Annotated in this window: 22 protein-coding genes and 1 pseudogene; 16 read left to right on the top strand and 7 right to left on the bottom strand. The window is 49.4% G+C overall.

Translation table 11 applies throughout. The features are described 5' to 3' along the window. The first annotated feature begins 124 nt into the window (after nt 1–124). Both mobA and E0698_RS26860 read left to right on the top strand, forming a co-directional pair. On the top strand, nt 125–805 hold the full coding sequence (gene mobA / locus E0698_RS14005) for a molybdenum cofactor guanylyltransferase (protein ID WP_134912141.1): 681 nt from the start codon (nt 125–127) through the stop codon (nt 803–805). A gap of 86 nt (nt 806–891) precedes the next feature. After that, nucleotides 892–1,077 (top strand): annotated as a pseudogene (locus E0698_RS26860) (LysE/ArgO family amino acid transporter); the annotation flags it as partial. A 124-nt stretch (nt 1,078–1,201) separates the two neighbouring features. Here E0698_RS26860 and E0698_RS13995 read toward each other — a convergent pair. Together E0698_RS13995 and E0698_RS13990 are read right to left on the bottom strand one after the other, a co-directional pair. Continuing rightward, nucleotides 1,202–1,666: a DUF3592 domain-containing protein gene (locus tag E0698_RS13995; protein WP_192511945.1), complete on the bottom strand. Its 465-nt coding sequence runs from the start codon at nt 1,664–1,666 to the stop codon at nt 1,202–1,204. 238 nt (nt 1,667–1,904) lie between these two features. Then, complete coding sequence (locus E0698_RS13990; protein WP_192511944.1) at nt 1,905–2,366, bottom strand: VOC family protein; 462 nt, start codon at nt 2,364–2,366, stop codon at nt 1,905–1,907. Nucleotides 2,367–2,525: 159 nt separating this feature from the next. Here E0698_RS13990 and E0698_RS13985 point away from each other — a divergent pair, with 159 nt between their 5' ends. After that, the gene (locus E0698_RS13985; RefSeq protein ID WP_014278505.1) at nt 2,526–2,960 is read left to right on the top strand and encodes an Lrp/AsnC family transcriptional regulator; all 435 of its coding nucleotides are present in this window, start codon (nt 2,526–2,528) and stop codon (nt 2,958–2,960) included. An 89-nt stretch (nt 2,961–3,049) separates the two neighbouring features. Here the strand turns inward: E0698_RS13985 and E0698_RS13980 are convergent, their stop codons facing one another. From E0698_RS13980 to E0698_RS13965, 4 genes are all read right to left on the bottom strand, one after another. Beyond that, nucleotides 3,050–3,982 carry a hexose kinase gene (locus tag E0698_RS13980; protein WP_192511943.1) on the bottom strand — a complete coding sequence of 311 codons (933 nt, stop codon included), beginning with the start codon at nt 3,980–3,982 and terminating at the stop codon, nt 3,050–3,052. Between the two features lie 14 nt (nt 3,983–3,996). Then, nucleotides 3,997–4,311, bottom strand: a complete 315-nt coding sequence (locus tag E0698_RS13975; RefSeq protein ID WP_137060600.1) for a DMT family transporter — start codon at nt 4,309–4,311, stop codon at nt 3,997–3,999. Then, nucleotides 4,311–4,652, bottom strand: a complete 342-nt coding sequence (locus tag E0698_RS13970; RefSeq protein ID WP_014278502.1) for a DMT family transporter — start codon at nt 4,650–4,652, stop codon at nt 4,311–4,313. Before E0698_RS13970 ends, E0698_RS13975 begins: the two co-directional genes overlap by 1 nt. A 64-nt stretch (nt 4,653–4,716) precedes the next feature. After that, nucleotides 4,717–5,310, bottom strand: coding sequence for a TetR family transcriptional regulator (locus tag E0698_RS13965; protein ID WP_192511942.1), 594 nt, complete (start codon nt 5,308–5,310; stop codon nt 4,717–4,719). A 209-nt stretch (nt 5,311–5,519) separates the two neighbouring features. On the opposite strand from E0698_RS13965, the gene cls reads away from it, so the two are divergent. Further along, nucleotides 5,520–7,031 carry a cardiolipin synthase gene (gene cls / locus E0698_RS13960; protein ID WP_025683391.1) on the top strand — a complete coding sequence of 504 codons (1,512 nt, stop codon included), beginning with the start codon at nt 5,520–5,522 and terminating at the stop codon, nt 7,029–7,031. Nucleotides 7,032–7,073: 42 nt separating this feature from the next. On the opposite strand, the gene E0698_RS13955 is transcribed toward cls, so the two are convergent. Beyond that, nucleotides 7,074–8,612 carry a phospholipase D family protein gene (locus E0698_RS13955; RefSeq protein ID WP_192511941.1) on the bottom strand — a complete coding sequence of 513 codons (1,539 nt, stop codon included), beginning with the start codon at nt 8,610–8,612 and terminating at the stop codon, nt 7,074–7,076. A 375-nt stretch (nt 8,613–8,987) separates the two neighbouring features. Between E0698_RS13955 and E0698_RS13950 the strand changes: the two genes are divergently transcribed. From E0698_RS13950 to E0698_RS13895, 12 genes are all read left to right on the top strand, one after another. Further along, nucleotides 8,988–9,413: a DMT family transporter gene (locus tag E0698_RS13950; RefSeq protein WP_044646203.1), complete on the top strand. Its 426-nt coding sequence runs from the start codon at nt 8,988–8,990 to the stop codon at nt 9,411–9,413. Between the two features lie 57 nt (nt 9,414–9,470). Further along, a complete protein-coding gene (locus E0698_RS13945; RefSeq protein WP_149095544.1) occupies nt 9,471–10,175 on the top strand; it encodes a Crp/Fnr family transcriptional regulator in 705 nt (234 codons plus the stop codon). A gap of 35 nt (nt 10,176–10,210) precedes the next feature. Then, a complete protein-coding gene (locus E0698_RS13940) occupies nt 10,211–10,702 on the top strand; it encodes a DMT family transporter (RefSeq protein ID WP_025683387.1) in 492 nt (163 codons plus the stop codon). 389 nt (nt 10,703–11,091) lie between these two features. Continuing rightward, on the top strand, nt 11,092–11,709 hold the full coding sequence (locus E0698_RS13935; RefSeq protein WP_134912149.1) for a sugar O-acetyltransferase: 618 nt from the start codon (nt 11,092–11,094) through the stop codon (nt 11,707–11,709). A 214-nt stretch (nt 11,710–11,923) separates the two neighbouring features. After that, nucleotides 11,924–13,024 carry a type 2 isopentenyl-diphosphate Delta-isomerase gene (gene fni / locus E0698_RS13930; protein ID WP_192511940.1) on the top strand — a complete coding sequence of 367 codons (1,101 nt, stop codon included), beginning with the start codon at nt 11,924–11,926 and terminating at the stop codon, nt 13,022–13,024. After that, nucleotides 13,021–13,515: a GNAT family N-acetyltransferase gene (locus E0698_RS13925; RefSeq protein WP_192511939.1), complete on the top strand. Its 495-nt coding sequence runs from the start codon at nt 13,021–13,023 to the stop codon at nt 13,513–13,515. The genes fni and E0698_RS13925 overlap by 4 nt, the downstream gene beginning before the upstream one ends. A 142-nt stretch (nt 13,516–13,657) precedes the next feature. Further along, on the top strand, nt 13,658–14,758 hold the full coding sequence (ychF, locus tag E0698_RS13920; protein WP_014278491.1) for a redox-regulated ATPase YchF: 1,101 nt from the start codon (nt 13,658–13,660) through the stop codon (nt 14,756–14,758). Between the two features lie 213 nt (nt 14,759–14,971). Next, nucleotides 14,972–16,039, top strand: a complete 1,068-nt coding sequence (gene prfA / locus E0698_RS13915; RefSeq protein ID WP_025683383.1) for a peptide chain release factor 1 — start codon at nt 14,972–14,974, stop codon at nt 16,037–16,039. 3 nt (nt 16,040–16,042) lie between these two features. Continuing rightward, nucleotides 16,043–16,942, top strand: a complete 900-nt coding sequence (prmC, locus tag E0698_RS13910; RefSeq protein ID WP_192511938.1) for a peptide chain release factor N(5)-glutamine methyltransferase — start codon at nt 16,043–16,045, stop codon at nt 16,940–16,942. A 75-nt stretch (nt 16,943–17,017) separates the two neighbouring features. Further along, a complete protein-coding gene (locus E0698_RS13905; protein WP_192511937.1) occupies nt 17,018–18,211 on the top strand; it encodes an FtsW/RodA/SpoVE family cell cycle protein in 1,194 nt (397 codons plus the stop codon). 259 nt (nt 18,212–18,470) lie between these two features. After that, nucleotides 18,471–19,163, top strand: a complete 693-nt coding sequence (gene spoIIR / locus E0698_RS13900; RefSeq protein ID WP_192511936.1) for a stage II sporulation protein R — start codon at nt 18,471–18,473, stop codon at nt 19,161–19,163. A 182-nt stretch (nt 19,164–19,345) separates the two neighbouring features. Continuing rightward, nucleotides 19,346–20,584, top strand: coding sequence for an L-threonylcarbamoyladenylate synthase (locus E0698_RS13895; RefSeq protein ID WP_192511935.1), 1,239 nt, complete (start codon nt 19,346–19,348; stop codon nt 20,582–20,584). Nucleotides 20,585–20,651: the final 67 nt, after the last annotated feature.

Here is a 20,651-nt window from a genome sequence, read left to right as displayed (position 1 = left end):
AATGTATCATGTGTTGAAAGGGTTAACAAACCAATAAATTAACAATTATGTAATATTAAATTTTGTCCAATAGTTCAAGGGGTTATTTTATGAACTTATTTCATTGAGAAAAGGGGATGTGGTCGTGAAGGTGACTGGTATTATTGTCGCTGGAGGACGTTCCAGTCGAATGGGACAGGATAAGGCCCTGCTTGAGATCCAGGGAGCTACTATGCTTGAACGGACGGCTGCCGCTTTAGAGCAGGTGACCGAGCGGGTTATTGTCGTCACTCGTGACGGGCAGGGGTATGGGACGATTGGTTTGGAGAATGTACCTGATGTATACCCGGGCATGGGACCTTTGAGCGGCATCCATGCAGGGTTGTCTGCTTCTGGAACGGAGTGGGGCATCGTTATCGCTTGTGATATGCCTTTTGTACAGCCAGAGGTGCTGCATGTCCTGCTCGCTGTAACTGAGAAGTGGGCGGAGTTGCAAGGGACGACAGAACCAGCATTGCAAGCTGTAATCTCTTCTGTGGACGGACGTATACACCCGTTGCTGGCTGTGTACCATCAGAGTGTGCTGCCGTCTGCCGAGGAATGTTTGCGCAGTGGACGACTTCGTCTCACTGATTGGTTAGACAAGCTGAACGTTCGTTATGCGAAGATAGAGGATTTGCCGGGGGTGAGTGAAGACATATGGCATAAGGCCACATTTAACATGAATAATCCGCAGGATTACCAGCTTGCTATAGAGCAGTTGAAGCATAGCGTACAACAGAACACGCAGAACGTGAAAAACTTAAAGGAAACACAGGAGGATTAGGAACGTACAAGCTCTTTGTTCGAGAACTATTTAAGAGAGAAAATACCAGAGAGAATATGATGGAATGAATTTGGGGGAATATATTCATGCTAGAGGCTATTATCCATGCCGTTTTATTGGCAGTAGGGCTGATTCTGCCCTTGGGGGTACAAAATGTATTTGTGTTCAATCAGGGGGCATCGCAGTCCCGGTTTCGTAATGCATTGCCTGCCGTTATTACGGCGGGAGTCTGTGACACGGTCCTGATCGGGCTCGCAGTTGGGGGCGTCTCGTAGGGCGTATGGATTTAGAAGGAAGATTCGGCACTGTGCTTAATGAAATATCAGCCTTGATTATTTTAGGTTTGGCTATTTATATGGCGGTAAATTTTATGAACAGCATATGATCCAAACCTTGTTACAAGAAAAACTTCAGTAAAGCGAATACCCCGCTTAAAGCGAAGGGAACACCGATCAGAAACAGCATAACGGCAAGGCAGCCTGCACCATTTACACCGCCTGCGATTAGGGCATCCCGGGGATTTGCCGGATTGTATAATACGTTAATCTTTCTGCCAATCCGGTTGAAGCTCAGATTGGTGCTATAAGGATTCCAGAATTCTACGACTTCACCTGAAGTGGTGTAGAAGCGTACTTTCAATCGGCGGGTGTAGCTGGTATCTACCGGATCATCACGGTCAAAGGGAACGACATCAACGTCGACTTCGATATGCGCATCCACGATTTGCCCCTTGGTACGAACCCAATGGCGTTTGCGGTAGCGATGGTGGCGGATCGTTCTGAATCCAAAATAGATGAATACCAGTCCAAGCAAGCTGAAGAACGGCATCAGCAGTTCGGAGCTAAAATGAAACCAATACACATTGAAATCAATTTAGATGGTAATCTACTCCTTTGCATAGCTTAATATTAAATATAATTTCGTGACCATCCATGTTGGTGAAAAAAGTAGCTCATCAATATATCGGTCCTTGATTAAAATCGTTTTAATTCTTGCAGATTGATCATAGATCAGGGTTAAGTGAAATATGAAAAAGCCCACTTCCTAGGGAAGCGGACTTTTCAGTAAATTTGAAATCATGAGCTTATAACGATGCTGACTATTTTTTGTTGGAATAAGACATATCAAAATCTACATCCTCGATAAATTCGATAACCTCGCCATTGGGGCTGTAGATCACAGCGTTTTTTACCACCAGAGGGGGTTCACCAAGCGTGAGCTGATCCGGTTCTACAAAGGTTCTTGCTCCATGAGCAAGGGCTTTTTGGTATATTTCGTTTACATCATCCACATAAAATGCGAAGTGCAGCAAAGCACCGTGGGCAATTTCATCCTCGGAGGAAGCTTTTTTTCCTTGAGCAGGAATGACTGCGTCGTTATCAAAAATCTCAAGACAGGTTCTTTGATCCGGTGAAATGAGCATGGAAGCTTCCCGAATTTGAAAAGACGGCAGACTCCAATGATGTCCTCTTTTAAAACCCAATACCTCAGTATAGAATGCAATGGTTGCTTGATAATCCTGGGCTTGAATCGCCACATGTGCAAGACCCTTCACGCTCATTCAAAATCTCCCCTTATAAATAAGTTTACCTTATTATATGGATAATAATAAGGTTCATATATATGAAAAGTGAGGATTTCAGCCTATATTAGTTATTAAATAAAAGTTAATTCGCACAAAAAACATTATTTTTTAAAATTAAAACAGGAGGTGCTTGATATGCATCATCACATAGACGATATTGACCACAAAATTATGCAGTTGCTTCAGCATGACGCCCGGATATCTATTTCCCAGATCAGTAAAGAAATCTCGATGTCTCAACCTTCCGTTAAAGAAAGAATGATGAAGCTGGAGGAACGAGGAATTATTTCCGGGTATAGCACCGTATTTAATTTACGGGAGCTGAATCGTGGGACGACCACGTTTATTCTATTAAAGACAGAGTATTGCCAGGAGCTGGTCGATTTTTGTAGAGAAGCGAAGGAGGTCACCGATTTATTTCGCATCAGCGGGGAATTTAATTATCTCATCAAGGTACAAACCGCGTCGGTAGAGGAAATTGCAGAGTTTCAGGATTCACTGGTGAAATTAGGCCCTTCGAAGTCGCATATTTGTATGAAAAATATACTGGAAAACAGGGTTTTGCTGTAAGTCAGTCGGAGAACAGGACATTTCGAGCATCAAACATTCGCAACTTCGAACAAACGAATATTGGATTGCATGAAAAAAAGTGACGCCGATTACAACAGCGTCACTGTAATGCTCTGCTCCAGACGTTGCACGTCCTGGAGCTCAATCTTTCCGGCCATGGCGTGCAAAGCCGCCGCCGTGCCGCAGGCCGCCCCCCGCCGTAGCATGGCCGGGAGCTCCAGCCCCGCAGCCGCGCCGGTGACCAGCCCGGCGACCATGGCGTCACCGCTGCCGAGCGCGCTGACAATGTCCGCGTTCGGCAGGCTCACGCGGTAGCGCGCATCGCGCGTCACCGCCAGCGCCCCGCGCGCGCCGAGCGAGATGACGGCCAGCTGCGCTCCGGCCTCAAGCAGCTGCGCTGCCGCCGCTTCAGCGGCATCCGGGCGCGCGTCCTCGATGCCGGCGAAGCGGGCGGCCTCGTCCTCGTTAGGCTTCACGAGGTCGGGCCTTCCGCGCAGCCCCAGGCGCAAGGCCTCACCGCTCGCGTCCAGCGCCACTCGCGCACCGCGCGCCTTCGCCAGCGTGCACAGCTCGGCGTACAGATCCGGCGGGCAGCCCGGAGGCAGGCTACCCGAGAACACGACCCAAGCCGAGTCCGCGGCAAGGGTCGTGATTTTGCGCCGCAGCGCGGCCAGCTCAGACGGCCCGATAGTCGGGCCGCTTTCGATCAGCTCGGTCTGCGTGCGCGTGGACGGGTCGAGCACGGTAATGGCGAGACGGGTTTCCCCGTGCGCCGTTTCGATGAAATCGGCGCTTACGCCTTCCGCGTTCAACCCGTCGATGAGCAGCCGTCCGGTGTGTCCGGCGGCAAACCCGGTCGCCCGCACAGGCTCGCCCAGCGTGCGAATGACACGGGCGGCATTGACGCCTTTGCCGCCCGGCACCGTCAGGCCGCCCTCGATCCGGTGGACGGCATTCAGACCGAAGCCTGCAACCGTGTAGATTTTATCTACAGCCGCGTTAAGCGTTACGGTGGTAATCACAAGGCATCACTCCTTTAAGAAATCAGCTTTAAGCCCAGGGCTGCAGCAAGAATCATAGCGATAAACAACACACGCAATACGCTTTTTTGCTCACCGTACAAGAACATGCCCGTAATCGTGCTGCCGACCGTTCCAATGCCTGTCCACACCGCGTAGGAAGTTCCCATAGGCAAACTCTTCATGGCGTAGCTGAGCAGCGAGAAGCTAATGACAAAAGATAGAACCATGAGCATGAATGCCTTCCAGCCCTTGCCGATCGTAACTCCCTTCATACCGATGACTCCAAAAACTTCCGAGCATCCCGCGATAACCAATGCAATCCAAGCCATTATGCGCCACTCCCTTCCTGAGCATCACGGTCAGTAACCAATTTCAGGCCGACCACCCCTGCCAGCAAAAGAGCGATTAACAGTGTTTTGGACCATTGAAACGGTTCCCCGAACAGCAGCATTTCACCTACAACCGTCCCACCTGTTCCAAGTCCGGTAAATACAGCGTACACCGTGCCTACAGGCAAACGGCTGGCCGCTTTCATGATCAAATAAAAGCTGGCTATCATAGCCAGCACGGTTACAATCCAGGCGAGTGCGGAATCTGCGTGCTTCAGACCCGAGACCCATACGACCTCAATAAGGCCACCTATAAAAACATAAATCCAGCTGCGATTCATGATGAGCGTTCCCCTTTAAATATAGATTAGTTGTAAATTAATCACCCGTTACGTTCTTGTTCCTTCACGCTTCATGAGGCGGGGTTAACGTAATCCCGCGCCAAAAAATAGGCCATGCAGCTTTCAATCTTCGGTGGTAGTTCAGGCTCCCACTATAGAGCAGTTCCACCATGATTCCGTCCAGCAGTGTTATGAAGGATAAAGCCACATCCACTGGCTCCATATGTCCAAAGGGTTCCCTATCTCGTGCATTCCGCAGGATGCGAGTTAATTTTCGCTCCATATTTTCCAGAAAAGGATTAACAATATCCAGCACCTCGGTATACAAGGACACAGGCGGTAAGAAGGAAAAACGAAGCATAAACTTGGCTGTATTGTTGCTCTCATATTCCTGTCCCATCCAAAACAGGAAGTCATGCAGCGTATGCTCCAGCGACTGATCTCTGCGTTCCGAAAAGTATTCAAAAATACGTAAATTCTGCTCTTGAAAAGCGTACCTCGCTACCTGTAGAAACAGATCCTCCTTGCTTTGATAATGCGCATATATAGACGGTTTTCGAATACCGACCTCAGCAGCAATACTACTCAAGGACGCTCCCTCATACCCATTGGCGGCAAATTGACAAAGAGCAGCCTTTCGGATATCCTCCATACCCAATATTAATCACCTACCTAACGTTCGTTAGTTTATTTTCTCATGAAAAAAAGTAAGTGTCAATCCGGCTTTATCCGGTTTTGTTTTGAGTTTTCCCCTGGATTCTTTTTTTCTTCATAAATCCTAACAAAAAAGTGGGAAGAATTAAGGTGCTCATGTACAATATAATGAAGAATACTGTCAAATGCAGTGCATTGGAAATGAGGTAAATTATGAGGCGAAGCTTACTGGCTGTGTTAATTGCGGCTATGGTTTTTGTGATATATTATTTTGGATTGTTTAATTCCATCGGCAGAAATGAAGGAACGGTCATCAGTATTTTCTCCACACTGACGGTCATTTCCATCAGTCTGATTATTTTTTCGGAGAATCGCAATCCCTCCACTACGATGTCCTGGATTTTGCTGCTGGCCTTGCTGCCGGTGGTTGGACTTCCTCTTTATTTTTTATTCGGGCAAAATGTGTTCAAACGCCGCAAGTATGACAAAAAGGCATTGCGTGACCAGCAGGCTTACGAGCGTATCGAGAAGGATGCCATGCACGTCAAACGCGATCTGACCTGCTTTACAGATGAGCAGCAGCAGTTGATGCGTTTGGCACGCAGGCTGGCCCGTTCCCCGATTTATTTTGCGGCGGAAACCCAAATCTTGAACAACGGAGATGAGACCTTCTCCACGCTGCTGGCGGAACTGCGCAAGGCAGAGCATCATATCCACATGGAATACTACATTTTCCGGTCGGATGATATCGGCACCAGCATTCAGAAAATCTTGATCGAAAAGGCCAAAGCTGGCGTCAAGGTACGGTTTATGTACGATGCGGTGGGCAGCATTCAACTGTCGAAGGCTTTCTTGAAGGAAATGCGGGATGCGGGGGTAGAGGTCGTCGCTTATGGCGGTGCACGGATCTTGTTCTTTTCCAGCCGGGTAAACTACCGTAATCACCGTAAAATTGTGGTTATCGACGGCAATATTGGATTGATTGGCGGTCTGAATGTAGGGGATGAGTACCTCAGCCGTAACAAAGCCTACGGCTTTTGGCGTGACACGCACATGATTGTGAAGGGCGAGGCTGTGCGAACGCTGCAACTTATATTTTTGCAGGACTGGCTTCATATGACGGGTGAATCGGTGCTGAATAAGGAATATCTGTCCCCAAAAATCGAGCCAATTACGGACGGAGGCGTGCAGATTATTGCCAGCGGCCCAGATAATGAGCGGAGAGTGCTCAAAAATCTGTTCTTCTCCATGATCACATCCGCCCGCAGATCGGTATGGATTGCCACTCCTTATTTTATCCCGGATGAAGATATTTTGACCGCGCTACGGATGGCGGCTCTGTCCGGTTTGGACGTGCGGATTCTGTTTCCTGCCAAACCGGACAAGTGGCTGCCGTTCCTCGCGTCCCATTCGTACTTCCAAACGTTGCTGGAGGTTGGGGTCAAGGTATATGAGTATGAAAAAGGCTTCCTTCACTCCAAGCTTCTCATTATTGACGGGGAGGTTGCGACCATCGGGACAGCTAATATGGACATGCGTAGCTTCCACCTGAATTTTGAAGTCAACGCTCTGTTGATTCGCACGCATAGTGTACAGCAGATGGTGGCGGATTATGAGCGGGATTTGCAGTCTGCCAGCCTGATCGTACGCGAGGAATTTATGAAAAAGCGTCTGTTCAAGCGTTTGATGGAATCACTCGCCCGGCTGCTTTCACCACTGCTGTAAGTTGAATGAATAAAGTAAGCACGCTACAGTGCCCTCCTAATTTTAAAATGTGGTAAAGCCCAAGATGTCTTGTAAACGATATAGTATACCTTTCCAAAATGTAGATTTGTCCTCGTAAGCCTCCAGATCCAGACTGTATTCAGCTCCCCGGTTATTCCATAATGTATCAAAATAGGCCGCAATCTGTCGGGTCAGCTTGCTGTCCGCCGGAGCGGCCAACCACAATTCATTTTCCAGATTCAGGTCGTTCAAATTACGTGGTGTCAAATTCGTAGACCCGCCCAAAATGATGTGATCTCCCTGTCCCTTGGCAATATAAATCAGCTTGGTATGATATTGCTCATGGGTCGTATTGTACCAGCGGATTTGGATTTTTTCGCCCGATTTATCGGACAATTCTTTGGCGACCGGACGATTGGGAATGCCGATTTTTTCCTGTCCAAACGCGTTTTGATTCGGGTCCAGCAACAATTGGATGTTCACACCGCGTGCAGAGGCATCCAGCAGGCTGTTCAACACTTTACGGTCTGCCAAATAAAACATGCCCATATGAATGCTATCGCCTTTCTTTGTCTGCCCGATGGCATCCAGAACCGATGTGTATACCTTGCCTTCGGTTAGATATTTGATCCGGTAGCTGTCTTTTCCCGATTGAGCAGAGGCTTCCGCTTGTGGCGTATAGGCAGGAAGCTGCCCTCCGCCGGAGAAGTCCAGCACCGCCTGCTCGGTTTGTAAAATGTCCCCGATGATGGGTCCCTTCACCTCCAGCGCCACATTGGAGTGATATGCACTCGCATCGTGAACATTCCCTGTGGAAATGAGCGCTGTTTGCTCGCTGGCAACCAATTTTCGATGATTGGCCTTGACGTTTAACAGCTTGAGATAAGAGCGTGCCGTAACGTCAGGTCCGTCACTGGCCATCAGGTTGGGAATCCAGCCTGTGCCCTGCTGTCCGAACCATTGGAAAAAGGTACGCCACACCGCAGAATAGCTTGGCGTGGAATCCCGCAGCGGGTCCACATCGGTCTGCACAACCTGAATCCCCGCTCGTTTCATATTCTCCAGCAAATGATTGGGGGATGAATTGTAATTGGTATTGACTTCATCTGTAATGAAAAAGATAGGCATATCAGGATTGGCCTTCTTTTTGGCAATAAGATGCTCGGTCATCTGTGCGCTGACTTGGGGGAAGCGCTGGCCCTTATGTTTATAATCGTTGAACAGAAACAGGTCGATGACGATAAATTGTTTGGCTTCGTCAACGATCCCAAGCATACGGTTCAAAATTTGCCCTTCGTGCTGTGCGGTACTTCCATCCCCGGCAGGATAGGTCAAATCCGTCCAGAAGTTTACCTCGTTGGTCGAATACTCCTGACTTTCATAAGAAACGAAGGGGGGCAGTGGCTTATGGGTCTGATAGATCATGATGGCAATCAGCCACAGGATGAGTAACAGGATAATGATTTTAATAGCGCGGCTTGTTCGCCCGGATTTCCTTTGGAATATCTTTCTTTTAGATATCTTTTGTTGGGAAACAGGGTTATATGCCGGCTCAGAATGCAGCGTATCATGCTTAGCCATATGGGGGTCAACTCCTCTATTGAATGCTGCATTCCACTTCATCGTACCGGAACATGCAGTTTTAGGATGGGATACTGTCTAGTTATTAACGCAAGTGTACCGGATTGAAGCGTAATGACTGGAAGGAAAGGTATGGATGGTTGGAATGGGCACCCATTATAGATTATGTGGAATCGGAATAGATCATAACAGTATAGGTTCCCATCCCTTTCTCATTTACGGAGAGCATTTTCACAGAACAGGTGGGACATATCCTAATCCTCTTATTATGAAGAGGGGATTTTTTTGTTGATTCAGGACATATGTCCTTTATGGTGAGACTAACCTATACTTTAATAAATAGAAAAGTCACTTAGATAGGGAGAATAACGATTTATGAGAGGAATTTTATTTGCTTTTTTGGGAGGCGCTTGTATTACGCTGCAAGGGGTGGCGAATACACGGATAAGTCAGGATATCGGTACATGGCAGGCGGCTACGGTTACTCAGTTGACGGGTGTTATTTTGGCGGCATTGATCTGGATGTTCACACGAGATGGAAATGTGGCGGAGATGAAGCAGGTAAAGCCTATGTATCTCTTGGGTGGCGCTTTTGCAGCTATCATCATATTCAGTGAAGTGACCGCTATTCAGCATATCGGAGTTACATTCACGATCTCGGCGCTGTTGATTGCCCAGTTGTGCCTAACCTTTCTGGTTGATATTAACGGATGGTTTGGTGTAGTGAAGCAAAAAATGAAGCTGCCGCAATTTATAGGCATTGGCATGATGATCGCGGGTGTGATCATTTTGAAGCTCTAAATAGAACTTCATTCAGAGAAGGAACCCAGAACGTAGAAAACGAAGGTGAGCTCAAGCATGAAAGAAATTCAGGATCAAGAGCAACTGAAGCATTTTTTACAATTGCATCAGCTGGAAACCATACTACATGAGCCGCTGCGGCCTTATTTGTCACTGCATCGTTTGGAACAAGGGGAAAAACTGTGCTCACAAGGGGATTCCATTGAACATCTGTACATATTGGTACAGGGCAAGGTCAAGATCTATACCAGTTCAACGGAAGGCAAAACACTGGTTCTCTGCTTCAAAACACCAATTGAGGTTATTGGGGATGTTGAATATATTCGCAGAAGCAACGTGATCAATACGGTGGAGGCTGTGTCCCCTATATATGTAATCGGTATTCACCAGCAATGGATGAATAAATATGGCAGAGACTATGCTCCAATGCTGCAATTTTTGCTGGATATCGTTACCCGGAAGTTTTGCATGGATTCCGACTTTTCCAGCTTTAACTTAATGTATCCTGTGGAAGTCAGACTGGCCAGTTACCTGCTATCCGTTTCTTTTGAGGAAGGGGATTCTTCCTCTTTTCATGAAGAATTGCGTGCATCCAGTCTCGTAGATGTGGCGAATTTGATCGGAACCAGCTACAGGCATCTCAACCGTGTGATTCGCAAGATGAGCGCAGATGGATTGGTGGAACGAGTACGGGGCTATATTGTGATTCGTGACAGAGAAGGCTTGGACCAACTGGCAGGCCATAATATTTATGAAGCATAATCATTTGTAAAGAATTAGCAGGGGAGAGCTGAATCATGCTATTAGGAATTGTACTGGCGGTAATCGCAGGAGCCTTTGTTAGCCTGCAAACGATATTCAATAATAAGGTGAACGAACGGACAGGTTCATGGGCCACAACCACACTTGTGCTGGGAACGGGGTTTCTGGCCTCCTTGCTCGGCAGTCTTATTTTTGCAGGAAAAAATACATTTACACTACAACATATGCAGCCGTGGTACTGGGTCAGTGGGATGATTGGTGTTGGCGTGGTGTTCTGTCTGGTACAAGGAGTGAAGCTGCTTGGTCCGACTTATGCGATATCTATCGTATTAACGGCACAATTGGGTACTGCTTTGCTGTGGGATTCGTTAGGATGGCTGGGACTGGAAAAGATTCCGTTCACCTTTACCAAGCTGATCGGCGTGCTGGTCATTATCGGTGGCATCCTGATATTCAAGTTTGGTAACGGGCGTACGAAGGAGCAGCAGGAAAGCATTTCACATGTACCTGATTCCATGAAGGGATGACGGATTTTACTTAAAGAAGCCTTGATATTCAAGGCTTCTTTTGTCTTTTACTATAATATGACGCTATATTAAATCATGATTAGCTATATGGCATTGCCGGGTTCCTCCTGAATCCATTGGCTTGGCAGCGTCTGATAAAAGGCCAGCAAGGATAACACCGATAAGCACCGCGATCATGGCGTGTAAGAGACCGAAAGACTCTCCCAGAAATCCTAATCCTGGGGGGCCTACTAAAAAGGCAATGTATCCGGTGGTAGCCACTGCACCCACTCGCTTTTGACAATGCTTATTAAAAGTATAATAATAAACTATACTATAATTTAGTATCTGGCATTTGTCCAACTTCATGGAGTGAAATGAAAACCTTTTAAACAGGAAGGAAAGTGTACATGGCAACGAATAAAGATAATATGTTAGAAGGCAAATTATATATGGCTGGTGGAAAAGAATTAGCAAAGGATAGCAAGAAATCGAGAATGCTTACCCGCTTGTTCAATAACAGTACGGAAGAGCAACAGGAGTACCGGGTAGAGCTACTTAAACAACTGTTCGAGTCTACAGGTCAGGAGATATATATCGAACCCCCATTTCGCTGTGACTATGGCTGTCACATTACAGTGGGCAATCAGTTCTATGCCAATTATGACTGCATCATTATTGACGTAGCGAAAGTAACAATAGGGGATCATGTTTTTTTCGGCCCCAGGGTAGGTGTATATACGGCTGGGCATCCGATAGATTCAGATGTACGCAACACCCTGCTCGAATTTGGTAAACCGATAACGATTGGGAACAGTGTATGGATTGGCGCAAATACCGTAATCACTCCAGGAGTGAATATTGGAAATAATGTAGTTATCGGGGCGGGATCTATCGTTACCAAAGACATTCCTGATAATGTGGTTGCCGTAGGAAATCCATGTAAAGTGCTAAGGGAAATTACAGATGAAGACAGACGGTACTGGGAAAAGCAAAAAAATGATTATTACGCTGACATTGAGGACTAAGGTACAAATAAAACTCACCTGAACGGTTTATATAAGCAGAGGAAAGGCTCGCGATTTTGTGTATATATTTTTCCATCCATGCTACAATAAAAGTATCTAAATAATTGCCTGTAATCATACATAAATAGATCGGTTACCGTGTTCGGGAGCGGTCTTATTTGTGTTTTCAGACCAATGTAAATACATGAAGTGACCTGAATGAGGTGGGACATAGATGAGTAATGTGGAAAATAAATCTGAAACACCTGAGAGTTCCGGCAAATCCGGTTCTTTGCTGCCTGCTGCACGCACAGGTGAACGAAAAATAGAGCATGTCCGCCTTTGTTTGCAAGAGGACGTGGCAGGCCAAGGCATCACGAATGGACTGGAGCGCTATGCCTTTAAACACTGTGCACTGCCTGAACTGCATTTTGATGAGGTATGTTTGGACACTACTTTTCTGGGGCGCGCAGTGCGAACGCCGCTGCTGATTAGCTCCATGACAGGCGGCAGCGCAGAGACGGGAGCGATTAATGAGCGCTTGGCAGAAACAGCGGAGAAACGCGGCTGGGCGCTGGGAGTAGGCTCGGTGCGAGCTGCGGTGGAAAAAGAAGAACTGGCTCCGACCTTTGCGGTTCGTCGCTTGGCACCGAATATTCCGATCCTTGCCAATCTGGGAGCAGTGCAGTTGAATTACGGATTTGGCGTGGACGACTGTCGCCGTGCGGTAGAGATTGCCGGAGCGGACATGCTTGTACTGCATTTGAACGGATTGCAGGAGGTTTTTCAACCCGAGGGGAATCTGGATTTTGGCGGATTGCTTGGACGTATTGAAGAGCTGTGCCGCCAGCTTTCAGTGCCCGTAGGCGTGAAGGAAGTAGGCTGGGGCATAGATGGCGAGACGGCTTCGAGACTGTATGATGCGGGTGCAGCTTTTATTGATGTCGCGGGCGCAGGCGGGACAAGCTGGAGTCAGGTGGAAAAATTCCGCAATTCTGATCCTGTACGCCGTGCGGCGGCGGAAGCATTTGCGGATTGGGGAAACTCCACCGCAGATTGTATCGTAGAGGTCAGGGCGGCGCAGCCGAATGGCGCAGTGATTGGCAGTGGCGGACTGAGAGACGGTGTCGATGCAGCCAAGGCGCTTGCCTTGGGCGCTGATATGGCGGGTTTCGGACGGTCGCTGCTCGGATCGGCGGTCGCCTCCACAGAGGCGCTGGAAGCGCGGCTGGAGCAGGTGGAACTGGAACTGCGCACAGTCATGTTTGGCATCGGGGTAGATGGGATTGAAAGTCTTAAAGATACGACTCGATTAAGAAAGAAGGCGAACAGATGAGTGGATTCATCAGATTGGTTCCTATGAACGACGAGCAGTATGATCGTTTTGAGCAGCGCTCGCTTGTGGATTACGCAGAGGACAAAATTCAAGCAGGGACGTGGACGGTGGAGGAAGCACCGGAACGGGCTAGGGAAAGCTTTGGCAAGTATTTGCCAAAGAGACTGGATACTCCCCATGCTCACCTTTACATGCTGATGTATTCGGATACGGATGTTGTGGAGGGCCAAGAGGAAGCGGGCTATATCTGGTTCAATATTACGGATAGCGCACAAGGAAAAGAAGCTTTTCTGCTGGATATTCTCGTCTACGATTCATATCAGGGGCGGGGGCTAGGTACGCTGGCGATGGGGGCTTTGGAACAGGAAGCTCGCAGGCTGGGAGCTGTCCGCATCGGTTTGCATGTATTTGGGCATAATGAACGGGCTTTGCATGTGTACCGCAAGTCAGGCTATCGGGTTACGGATATTCAGATGAGCAAAGAGATTTAAATGAAGAAGTAGAGGATATAGCAAAATCCTGAAAGTCACAGTCGTATGCTTGCCGCATGTATAGGTTCTCATATATAATGTGGGTTGGTAAACTAACGGATGGCATAACGCACATTTTATATAAACGGGAGTTGTTCTGATTATGGCTTTAAAAGCGGGGATTGTGGGCTTGCCGAACGTGGGCAAATCAACACTGTTTAACGCAATAACGCAGGCGGGTGCGGAATCCGCAAACTATCCATTTTGTACGATTGATCCGAATGTAGGTGTCGTTGAAGTGCCGGACGAACGGCTGGATAAGCTGACTGAACTGGTTGTGCCGAACAAAACGGTGCCGACGGCTTTTGAATTTGTTGATATTGCAGGACTTGTACGCGGCGCGAGCAAGGGCGAGGGTTTGGGTAACAAGTTTCTGGCTCATATTCGTGAAGTGGATGCGATTGTGCATGTGGTACGTTGTTTTGAAGATGAGAACATTACCCATGTGGATGGCAAAATCGACCCGATCAGTGACATTCAGACCATTAATCTGGAACTGATTCTGGCAGATATCGAAAGCGTAGACAAGCGCATTGAGCGTTCCCGCAAAAACATGAAGGGTGGCAACAAGCAATACACCCAGGAAGTTGAAGTGCTGGAGCGGATCAAGGAATCACTGTATGCTGATAAGCCTGCGCGCAGCGTGGAATTGTCGGATGAAGAACAGTTGATTGTACGTGATCTTCATTTGCTTACGATGAAGCCTGTACTGTACGCAGCTAATGTCAGCGAAGACGGTGTAACGGAAGCCGACAGCAATCCATATGTTCAAAAGGTACGTGATTTTGCTGTAGCGGAAAATGCAGAAGTGGTGCCGATTAGCGCCAAAGTAGAATCTGAAATTGCCGAGCTGGAAGGCGAAGACAAGGCGATGTTCCTGGAGGAACTGGGACTGGCTGAATCCGGTCTGAATCGTCTGATCAAAGCCGCTTACCGCTTGTTGGGTCTGTATACGTATTTCACAGCAGGTGTGCAGGAAGTACGCGCATGGACCATTCACAAAGGAACTAAAGCACCGGGTGCTGCGGGCGTTATCCACACGGATTTTGAACGCGGATTTATTCGTGCCGAGGTTGTATCCTACAATGATTTGGTCGCTGCTGGCTCTATGAATGGGGCTAAGGAACGTGGCCAGCTTCGTTTGGAAGGTAAGGAATATGTGGTACAAGACGGAGACGTTATGCATTTCCGTTTTAATGTATAACATTAGGTTTGCAGTATAAAACATTGTTCTAAATAAAGTAGTCGCTGCCTGTGTTGGGTGGCGGCTTTTTTTATTGAAATTATGGTTGTTATTCAATTCATGAATTAGAAGTATTTTTAGTAGCTAATTAATTAATTAGTTGGTATAATAAAGAGCTGTAGCCAGTGAATTTGAATCTGGCTTCATATTAATTTAACTGAAGAGGTGAATCGCTTGTTGGACCGATTGCAATCATTGGCGGACCGCTACGATAAACTGAGCGAACTGCTCTGCGATCCGGATGTAGCGAACGATAGCAAGAAACTTAGAGATTATTCCAAAGAACAGTCTGATTTACAGCCTGCTTATGAAGCATATACCGAATATAAAACTGTCGTTGAAGAGCTGGACGCTGCTAAAGCCATGCAGGCGGAAAAGCTGGACGACGAGATGCGTGAAATGGTGAAAATGGAGATTGATGAGCTCAGTGCCCGCAAGCGGGAGCTGGACGAGAAAATCCGCATTTTGCTGCTGCCGAAGGACCCGAATGATGATAAGAATGTGATTATCGAAATTCGCGGTGCAGCGGGTGGTGACGAAGCGGCATTGTTCGCAGCGGATCTGTACCGGATGTACACTCGTTATGCCGATACCCAAGGCTGGCGTGTAGAGCTGATGGATGCGAACATGAATGACCTTGGAGGTTTTAAAGAGGTTATTTTCATGATTAACGGACGCGGCGCATACAGCAAAATGAAATTCGAAAGCGGAGCACACCGCGTACAGCGGATTCCGACGACGGAATCCGGCGGACGTATTCATACATCTACATCTACGGTATCCGTTATGCCTGAGGCCGAAGAAGTGGATGTTGAAATTTCCGACAAGGATATCCGCGTAGATACATTCTGCTCCAGCGGTGCTGGCGGTCAGTCCGTTAATACGACCAAGTCGGCGGTACGTGTAACGCATATGCCAACAGGCATTATGGCAACCTGTCAGGACGGCAAATCCCAAAACTCCAACAAGGAGAAGGCACTCCAGGTTTTGCGTGCCCGTATTTCGGATATGCTTCGTCAGGAAGAGGAAGCCAAATATGCAGGCGAGCGTAAGAGCAAAGTGGGTACCGGAGATCGCAGTGAGCGCATTCGTACCTACAACTTCCCGCAAAGCCGTGTAACAGATCACCGCATCGGGCTGACCATGCACAAGCTGGATCAGGTGATGAACGGGGAGATCGAAGAAATCGTATCGGCGCTCACGATTGCAGAGCAGGCTGATTTGATGGAACAAGAGGTTTAAGTTTTGGGACACGAACGCGATTTTGTGTATCGGATGTCGTTGGAACGGAGCATGAGTATCAGAGAAGCCTTAGTTGAGGCTTCTTCTTTTTTAGGGAGCTGCGGCGTGCTGGAGCCGCAGCATAACGCCCGCCTGCTGCTGGAGCATGTGCTCGGGCTGGAAGGCACGGCGTTCTACGCTGCGCTGGGCGATCCGTTCCCAGCCTCGGGCAAAGAGGCGTGGGAAGCGGTTATAGCCCGCAAAGCAGCGGGCGAGCCAGCGCAGTATATTATCGGACGGCAGGAGTTTTATGGCCGTCCGTTCGCGGTTTCGCCGTCGGTGCTGATTCCGCGCCCCGAGACAGAACTTCTCGTCGAGGCCATACTTCAGCACGGCGACCGGCTGTGGCCGGACGGCGCTCCGCAGGCGCTCGATATCGGCGCGGGCAGCGGGGCGATTGCCGTCACGCTGGCGGCTGAGCGGCCCCGTTGGCGCGTGGCGGCGGGGGATATTTCCGCCGCAGCGCTGGAGATGGCGGCGCATAACGCCGCTGCCAACGGCGCAGCCGTAGAGCTGCGCGAAGGCGACCTGCTGGCGCCGTTCGCGGGAAAGGCGGTGGACATCCTGGTGTCCAATCCGCCGTATATCCCGGCCGCCGACATCGCAGGCTTGCAGCCGGAGGTGCGAGATCATGAGCCGCGCATGGCGCTGGATGGCGGGCCTGACGGGCTTGGCCCGTATCGGGCGATGCTGGAGCAGCTTGGGCTGCTTCAGGCCCCGCCGCGGTTGATCGGGTTCGAGCTGGGCATGGGACAGGCCAGAGACGTGGCTGGACTGCTGGAGCAGGCAGGTCATTGGAATACGATTCTGATCGTTCCGGACCTTGCAGGAATCGAACGCCATGTCCTGGGCGTTGCGGAATAATGCTGCATTTTCTTTTTGCGAGTCTTTCCTTTAGAATAAAAGGAGTATGACCGAGAAACGGCTCAGGGGGAAATCATGCTTCAGAAATTGAAAAAAATTGACGGTCCGGTTATCTTCATTCTGGTTTTGCTGATGGCGATTAGTATCATAACGGTGTATAGCGCGGGTAGAGGCCCTACCAACATTGCGGAGCACGGAAACGACTACCAGAAAATGATCGGGTATTATATATTGGGTTTTGTGGCTGTTTTGGGTTTGGCGATGGTGGATTTTCGTATTTTTATTAAAAAAGCGCTGTATGTATATGGCGGCGGAATATTACTGTTGGGTCTCGGCTTTTTTGGCGGGACGGTTAACAACTCTCAGGGCTTTTTGAAAATTGGTGGCTTGAACCTTCAGCCTGCTGAGGTGTTCAAGCTGGTGCTTATTATTTTTCTGGCTTATATGCTGATAAAGAAGCGCAAGAGCAAGCTTTATTTTATACAGGATGTACTTCCAGTTGCTTTAGTGACCTTTGTCCCGTTCGCTATGGTAATGGCGCAAAATGACTTGGGTAATGCGCTCGGGTACATTGTCATCGTTCTCGGGATGCTGTGGATCGGTAATGTGAAGGCCTCCCATGCGTTGATCGGATTTACGATTTTTGCAGTCGCCGCAGGCGGCGGGATCAAAGCGTATATTTCCTTCCACGATCAGATTGATACCTTTATGAAGGGCATTGGCCGTAGTCACTGGGTAGAGCGTCTGGACCCTTGGCTGGTACCGGAAGAAGCGACAGCGAAGGCATCTTATCATACGAAAAACGCCAAGTTGGCCATTGCCTCTGGTGGAATGATGGGCAAAGGCTTTTTGCAGGGGACTTCGGTGCAATCTGGTCGTGTGCCTTACACCTATGCGGATTCTATTTTTGTGGTCGTAGCGGAGGAATTTGGCTTTGTCGGCTCATCGGTGCTGCTGCTGCTATATTTTATTTTGATACACCGTATGATCCTGATCTCGCTGGAATGCCGTGATCGGGCTGGACCCTATCTTATCGTCGGCATTGTGTCCATGCTGCTGTATCAGATTTTTGAGAATATCGGCGCGTTTTTGGGCATCATGCCACTGACGGGGATTACGCTCCCTTTTATAAGCTATGGGGGTACGTCGTTGCTCATTAACATGGCTAGTATTGGCTTGGTTATGAGCATTAAGGTACACGGTCAGGAGTTGGAGGACGATCTGCCACAGCCTTCCAGAGTGAACTTGACGAAGGCGAAAAAAGCTTAGTGTGTACAAATTGTGGATAGATGCAGCTTCGTGTTTTAGGGTGAGAAAAATAGTGAGATGCAAAAGGGTCCAGATTGTGAAATCTGGGCTTTTTCGTATACGCGGGTTACTCCCAAGCTTTGGTACGCAGATCCATGTTGCTCGATGTAGGGCTATGGATGTTTTTTTAAATCTTCTTGAACATTTTACGAGATTGATAGGTTTAGCCTCTCCCAAACCGGACAGACTGATAGACATGATAGAGTTTGGGGGGATTGGGATGAGAAGCTGGACCAAGCAAGTTGCAATGATACTATTTTGTATTTCAATATTAATGATGTCGTGGGAAGGTCAAAAAACAGATGCCGCCATGACACCAGGGTCAAGAGGGCCTGTAGGGGCAGGGATGGCCACGACAGGAGCGGGCGTCATTCCGCATGATTCCATCCGATTGCGTATTTTGGCCAATTCGGATCGCCCGGAGGATCAGTTGGTAAAACGTGAAATAAGGGATTCCATCGTACAACAGATGGATACGTGGGTGGGCAAGTTGGAAAACCCGCAAAGTTTGGAGCAAGCCAGAGTGCTGATTGCTGATCATTTACCCGAAATTGACCGTTTAGTAGGCGCGGAACTGGCTCGACGGGGCATTTCGTACGACCATCAGGTGGAATTGGCAAACGTACCTTTTCCGACCAAGATGTACGGTGGGCTTGTTTATCCGGCAGGAGATTATGAAGCGCTTCGGGTTACGCTGGGACAAGGCAAAGGGCAAAATTGGTGGTGTGTGCTGTTTCCTCCCTTGTGCTTTATTGATGCGAGCAGCGGGGAAGCAGCAGCACAAGCGGTCTCGGCAAGAGCGGACCAAGGAGGCGGACGGACGAATGCCGCTGACAAGGAGCCGGAAGTACGGTTTTTTCTATGGGATGCGTTGACGGGGCTGTGGGCATGGGCGAGTGGCTTGTTTGCCTAAGCGTCGTGAGCTGTAGAAAAGAGAACAACGGGTGGATGATTCCGGTATGTTATAATGAAATATAGGTTTTACAGCTATGAGACATGGACAGATTCGGTTCAGATAAGCTGCCAAGGGAAGTTCTTTGACGATAGAGCAAACTGAGCAGGACTGTATGACAATAACGTATGGGATGATCTGATATGAGCGATAAATTGAATCAAATACAAGGTTTGTGCGGAGAGTCTGCGCAAAAGGAAAAATGTGAATCGGTACTGGATGAACGGGGGCTTCATGAGCTAAAGCCGCCGTTGGCGGCTTCCCATACGAATTGGTGGGACGTCAGAGGTTTGGTGGTTAAAGGGGATTTCTCTGGTGAAATATTATCCGGACAAGCCCTTATCGCGGCGGAAAAAGGCATTCGTGAGGCTGCTGTGCTGCTGCAAGCAGGAGAGACGGTAGCGTTCCCTACCGAGACGGTGTACGGCTTGGGCGCGGATGCGCGTAGCACGGAAGCGGTAGAATCAGTATTCGCCGCCAAAGGGCGTCCTTCCGATAATCCGCTGATCGTGCATATTTCCGACCCTGCCCAGTTGGATGGCATGGTAACGAAAGTAAATGATACGGCGCGGGCGCTGATGAATGCGTTCTGGCCGGGACCGCTAACGCTGGTGCTGCCCGTAATTCCGCAAGCACTGTCGCCCCGTGTGACGGCGGGGCTGGACACGGTCGGCGTGCGCATGCCAGATCATCCGGTAGCGCTGCGCCTGATTGCGGAAGCGGGTTGTCCGCTGGCTGCGCCAAGCGCCAATCGCTCGGGCAGGCCCAGTCCGACCCTTGCACAGCATGTGCGGGAGGACCTGGAGGGACGCATCGGCGGCATTTTGGACGGTGGCCCCACGGGTGTGGGGCTGGAGTCCACGGTGGTGCAGGCCGGTGACGACGGAACCGTCACCATCCTGCGCCCCGGCGGAGTGACGGCCGAGCAGCTCGCTGCGGTCGCTCGCGCCGTCGAGCTGGACCCGGCGCTCGCCGCCGCTTCGCCCGGCGAGGACGCCGATAGCCCGGCACCGCGTTCGCCGGGCATGAAGTACACGCACTACGCGCCACGAGGCCGCTTGAGCGTAGTGCAAGGCCCGTCATCCGCGGAGGTGACGGGCTGGATTCGCGCTGCGCTGGCGGAGGCGTCCGCGCGTGGAGAGCGCACGGCGGTGCTCGCGTTCGACGAGCATGCCGCCGGCTATGCCGGAGAGCGCGTTTACACGCTGGGCAAGCTGGACGAGCTCCATGAGGCGGCGCAGCGCTTGTACGGCGTGCTGCGCCGCTGCGACGAGGAAGGCGTCACCTACATCTTGGCGGAAGCTTGTCCGCCGAAAGGGCTGGGAGACGCCGTTATGAACCGCCTGCTTAAAGCAGCAGGCCATCGGGTCGTCCGTCTCTAGGACGATCCGGACACTATCCAAACATTTCCTAAACATTTCCTATACATGCAGTCCCCACGTTTGCATG

This window comes from Paenibacillus sp. 23TSA30-6, assembly GCF_014858585.1.
Lineage (GTDB): Bacteria > Bacillota > Bacilli > Paenibacillales > Paenibacillaceae > Paenibacillus.
Note: the sequence above shows the minus strand (reverse complement) of the source record. Positions and strands in the feature narration are given on the sequence as shown.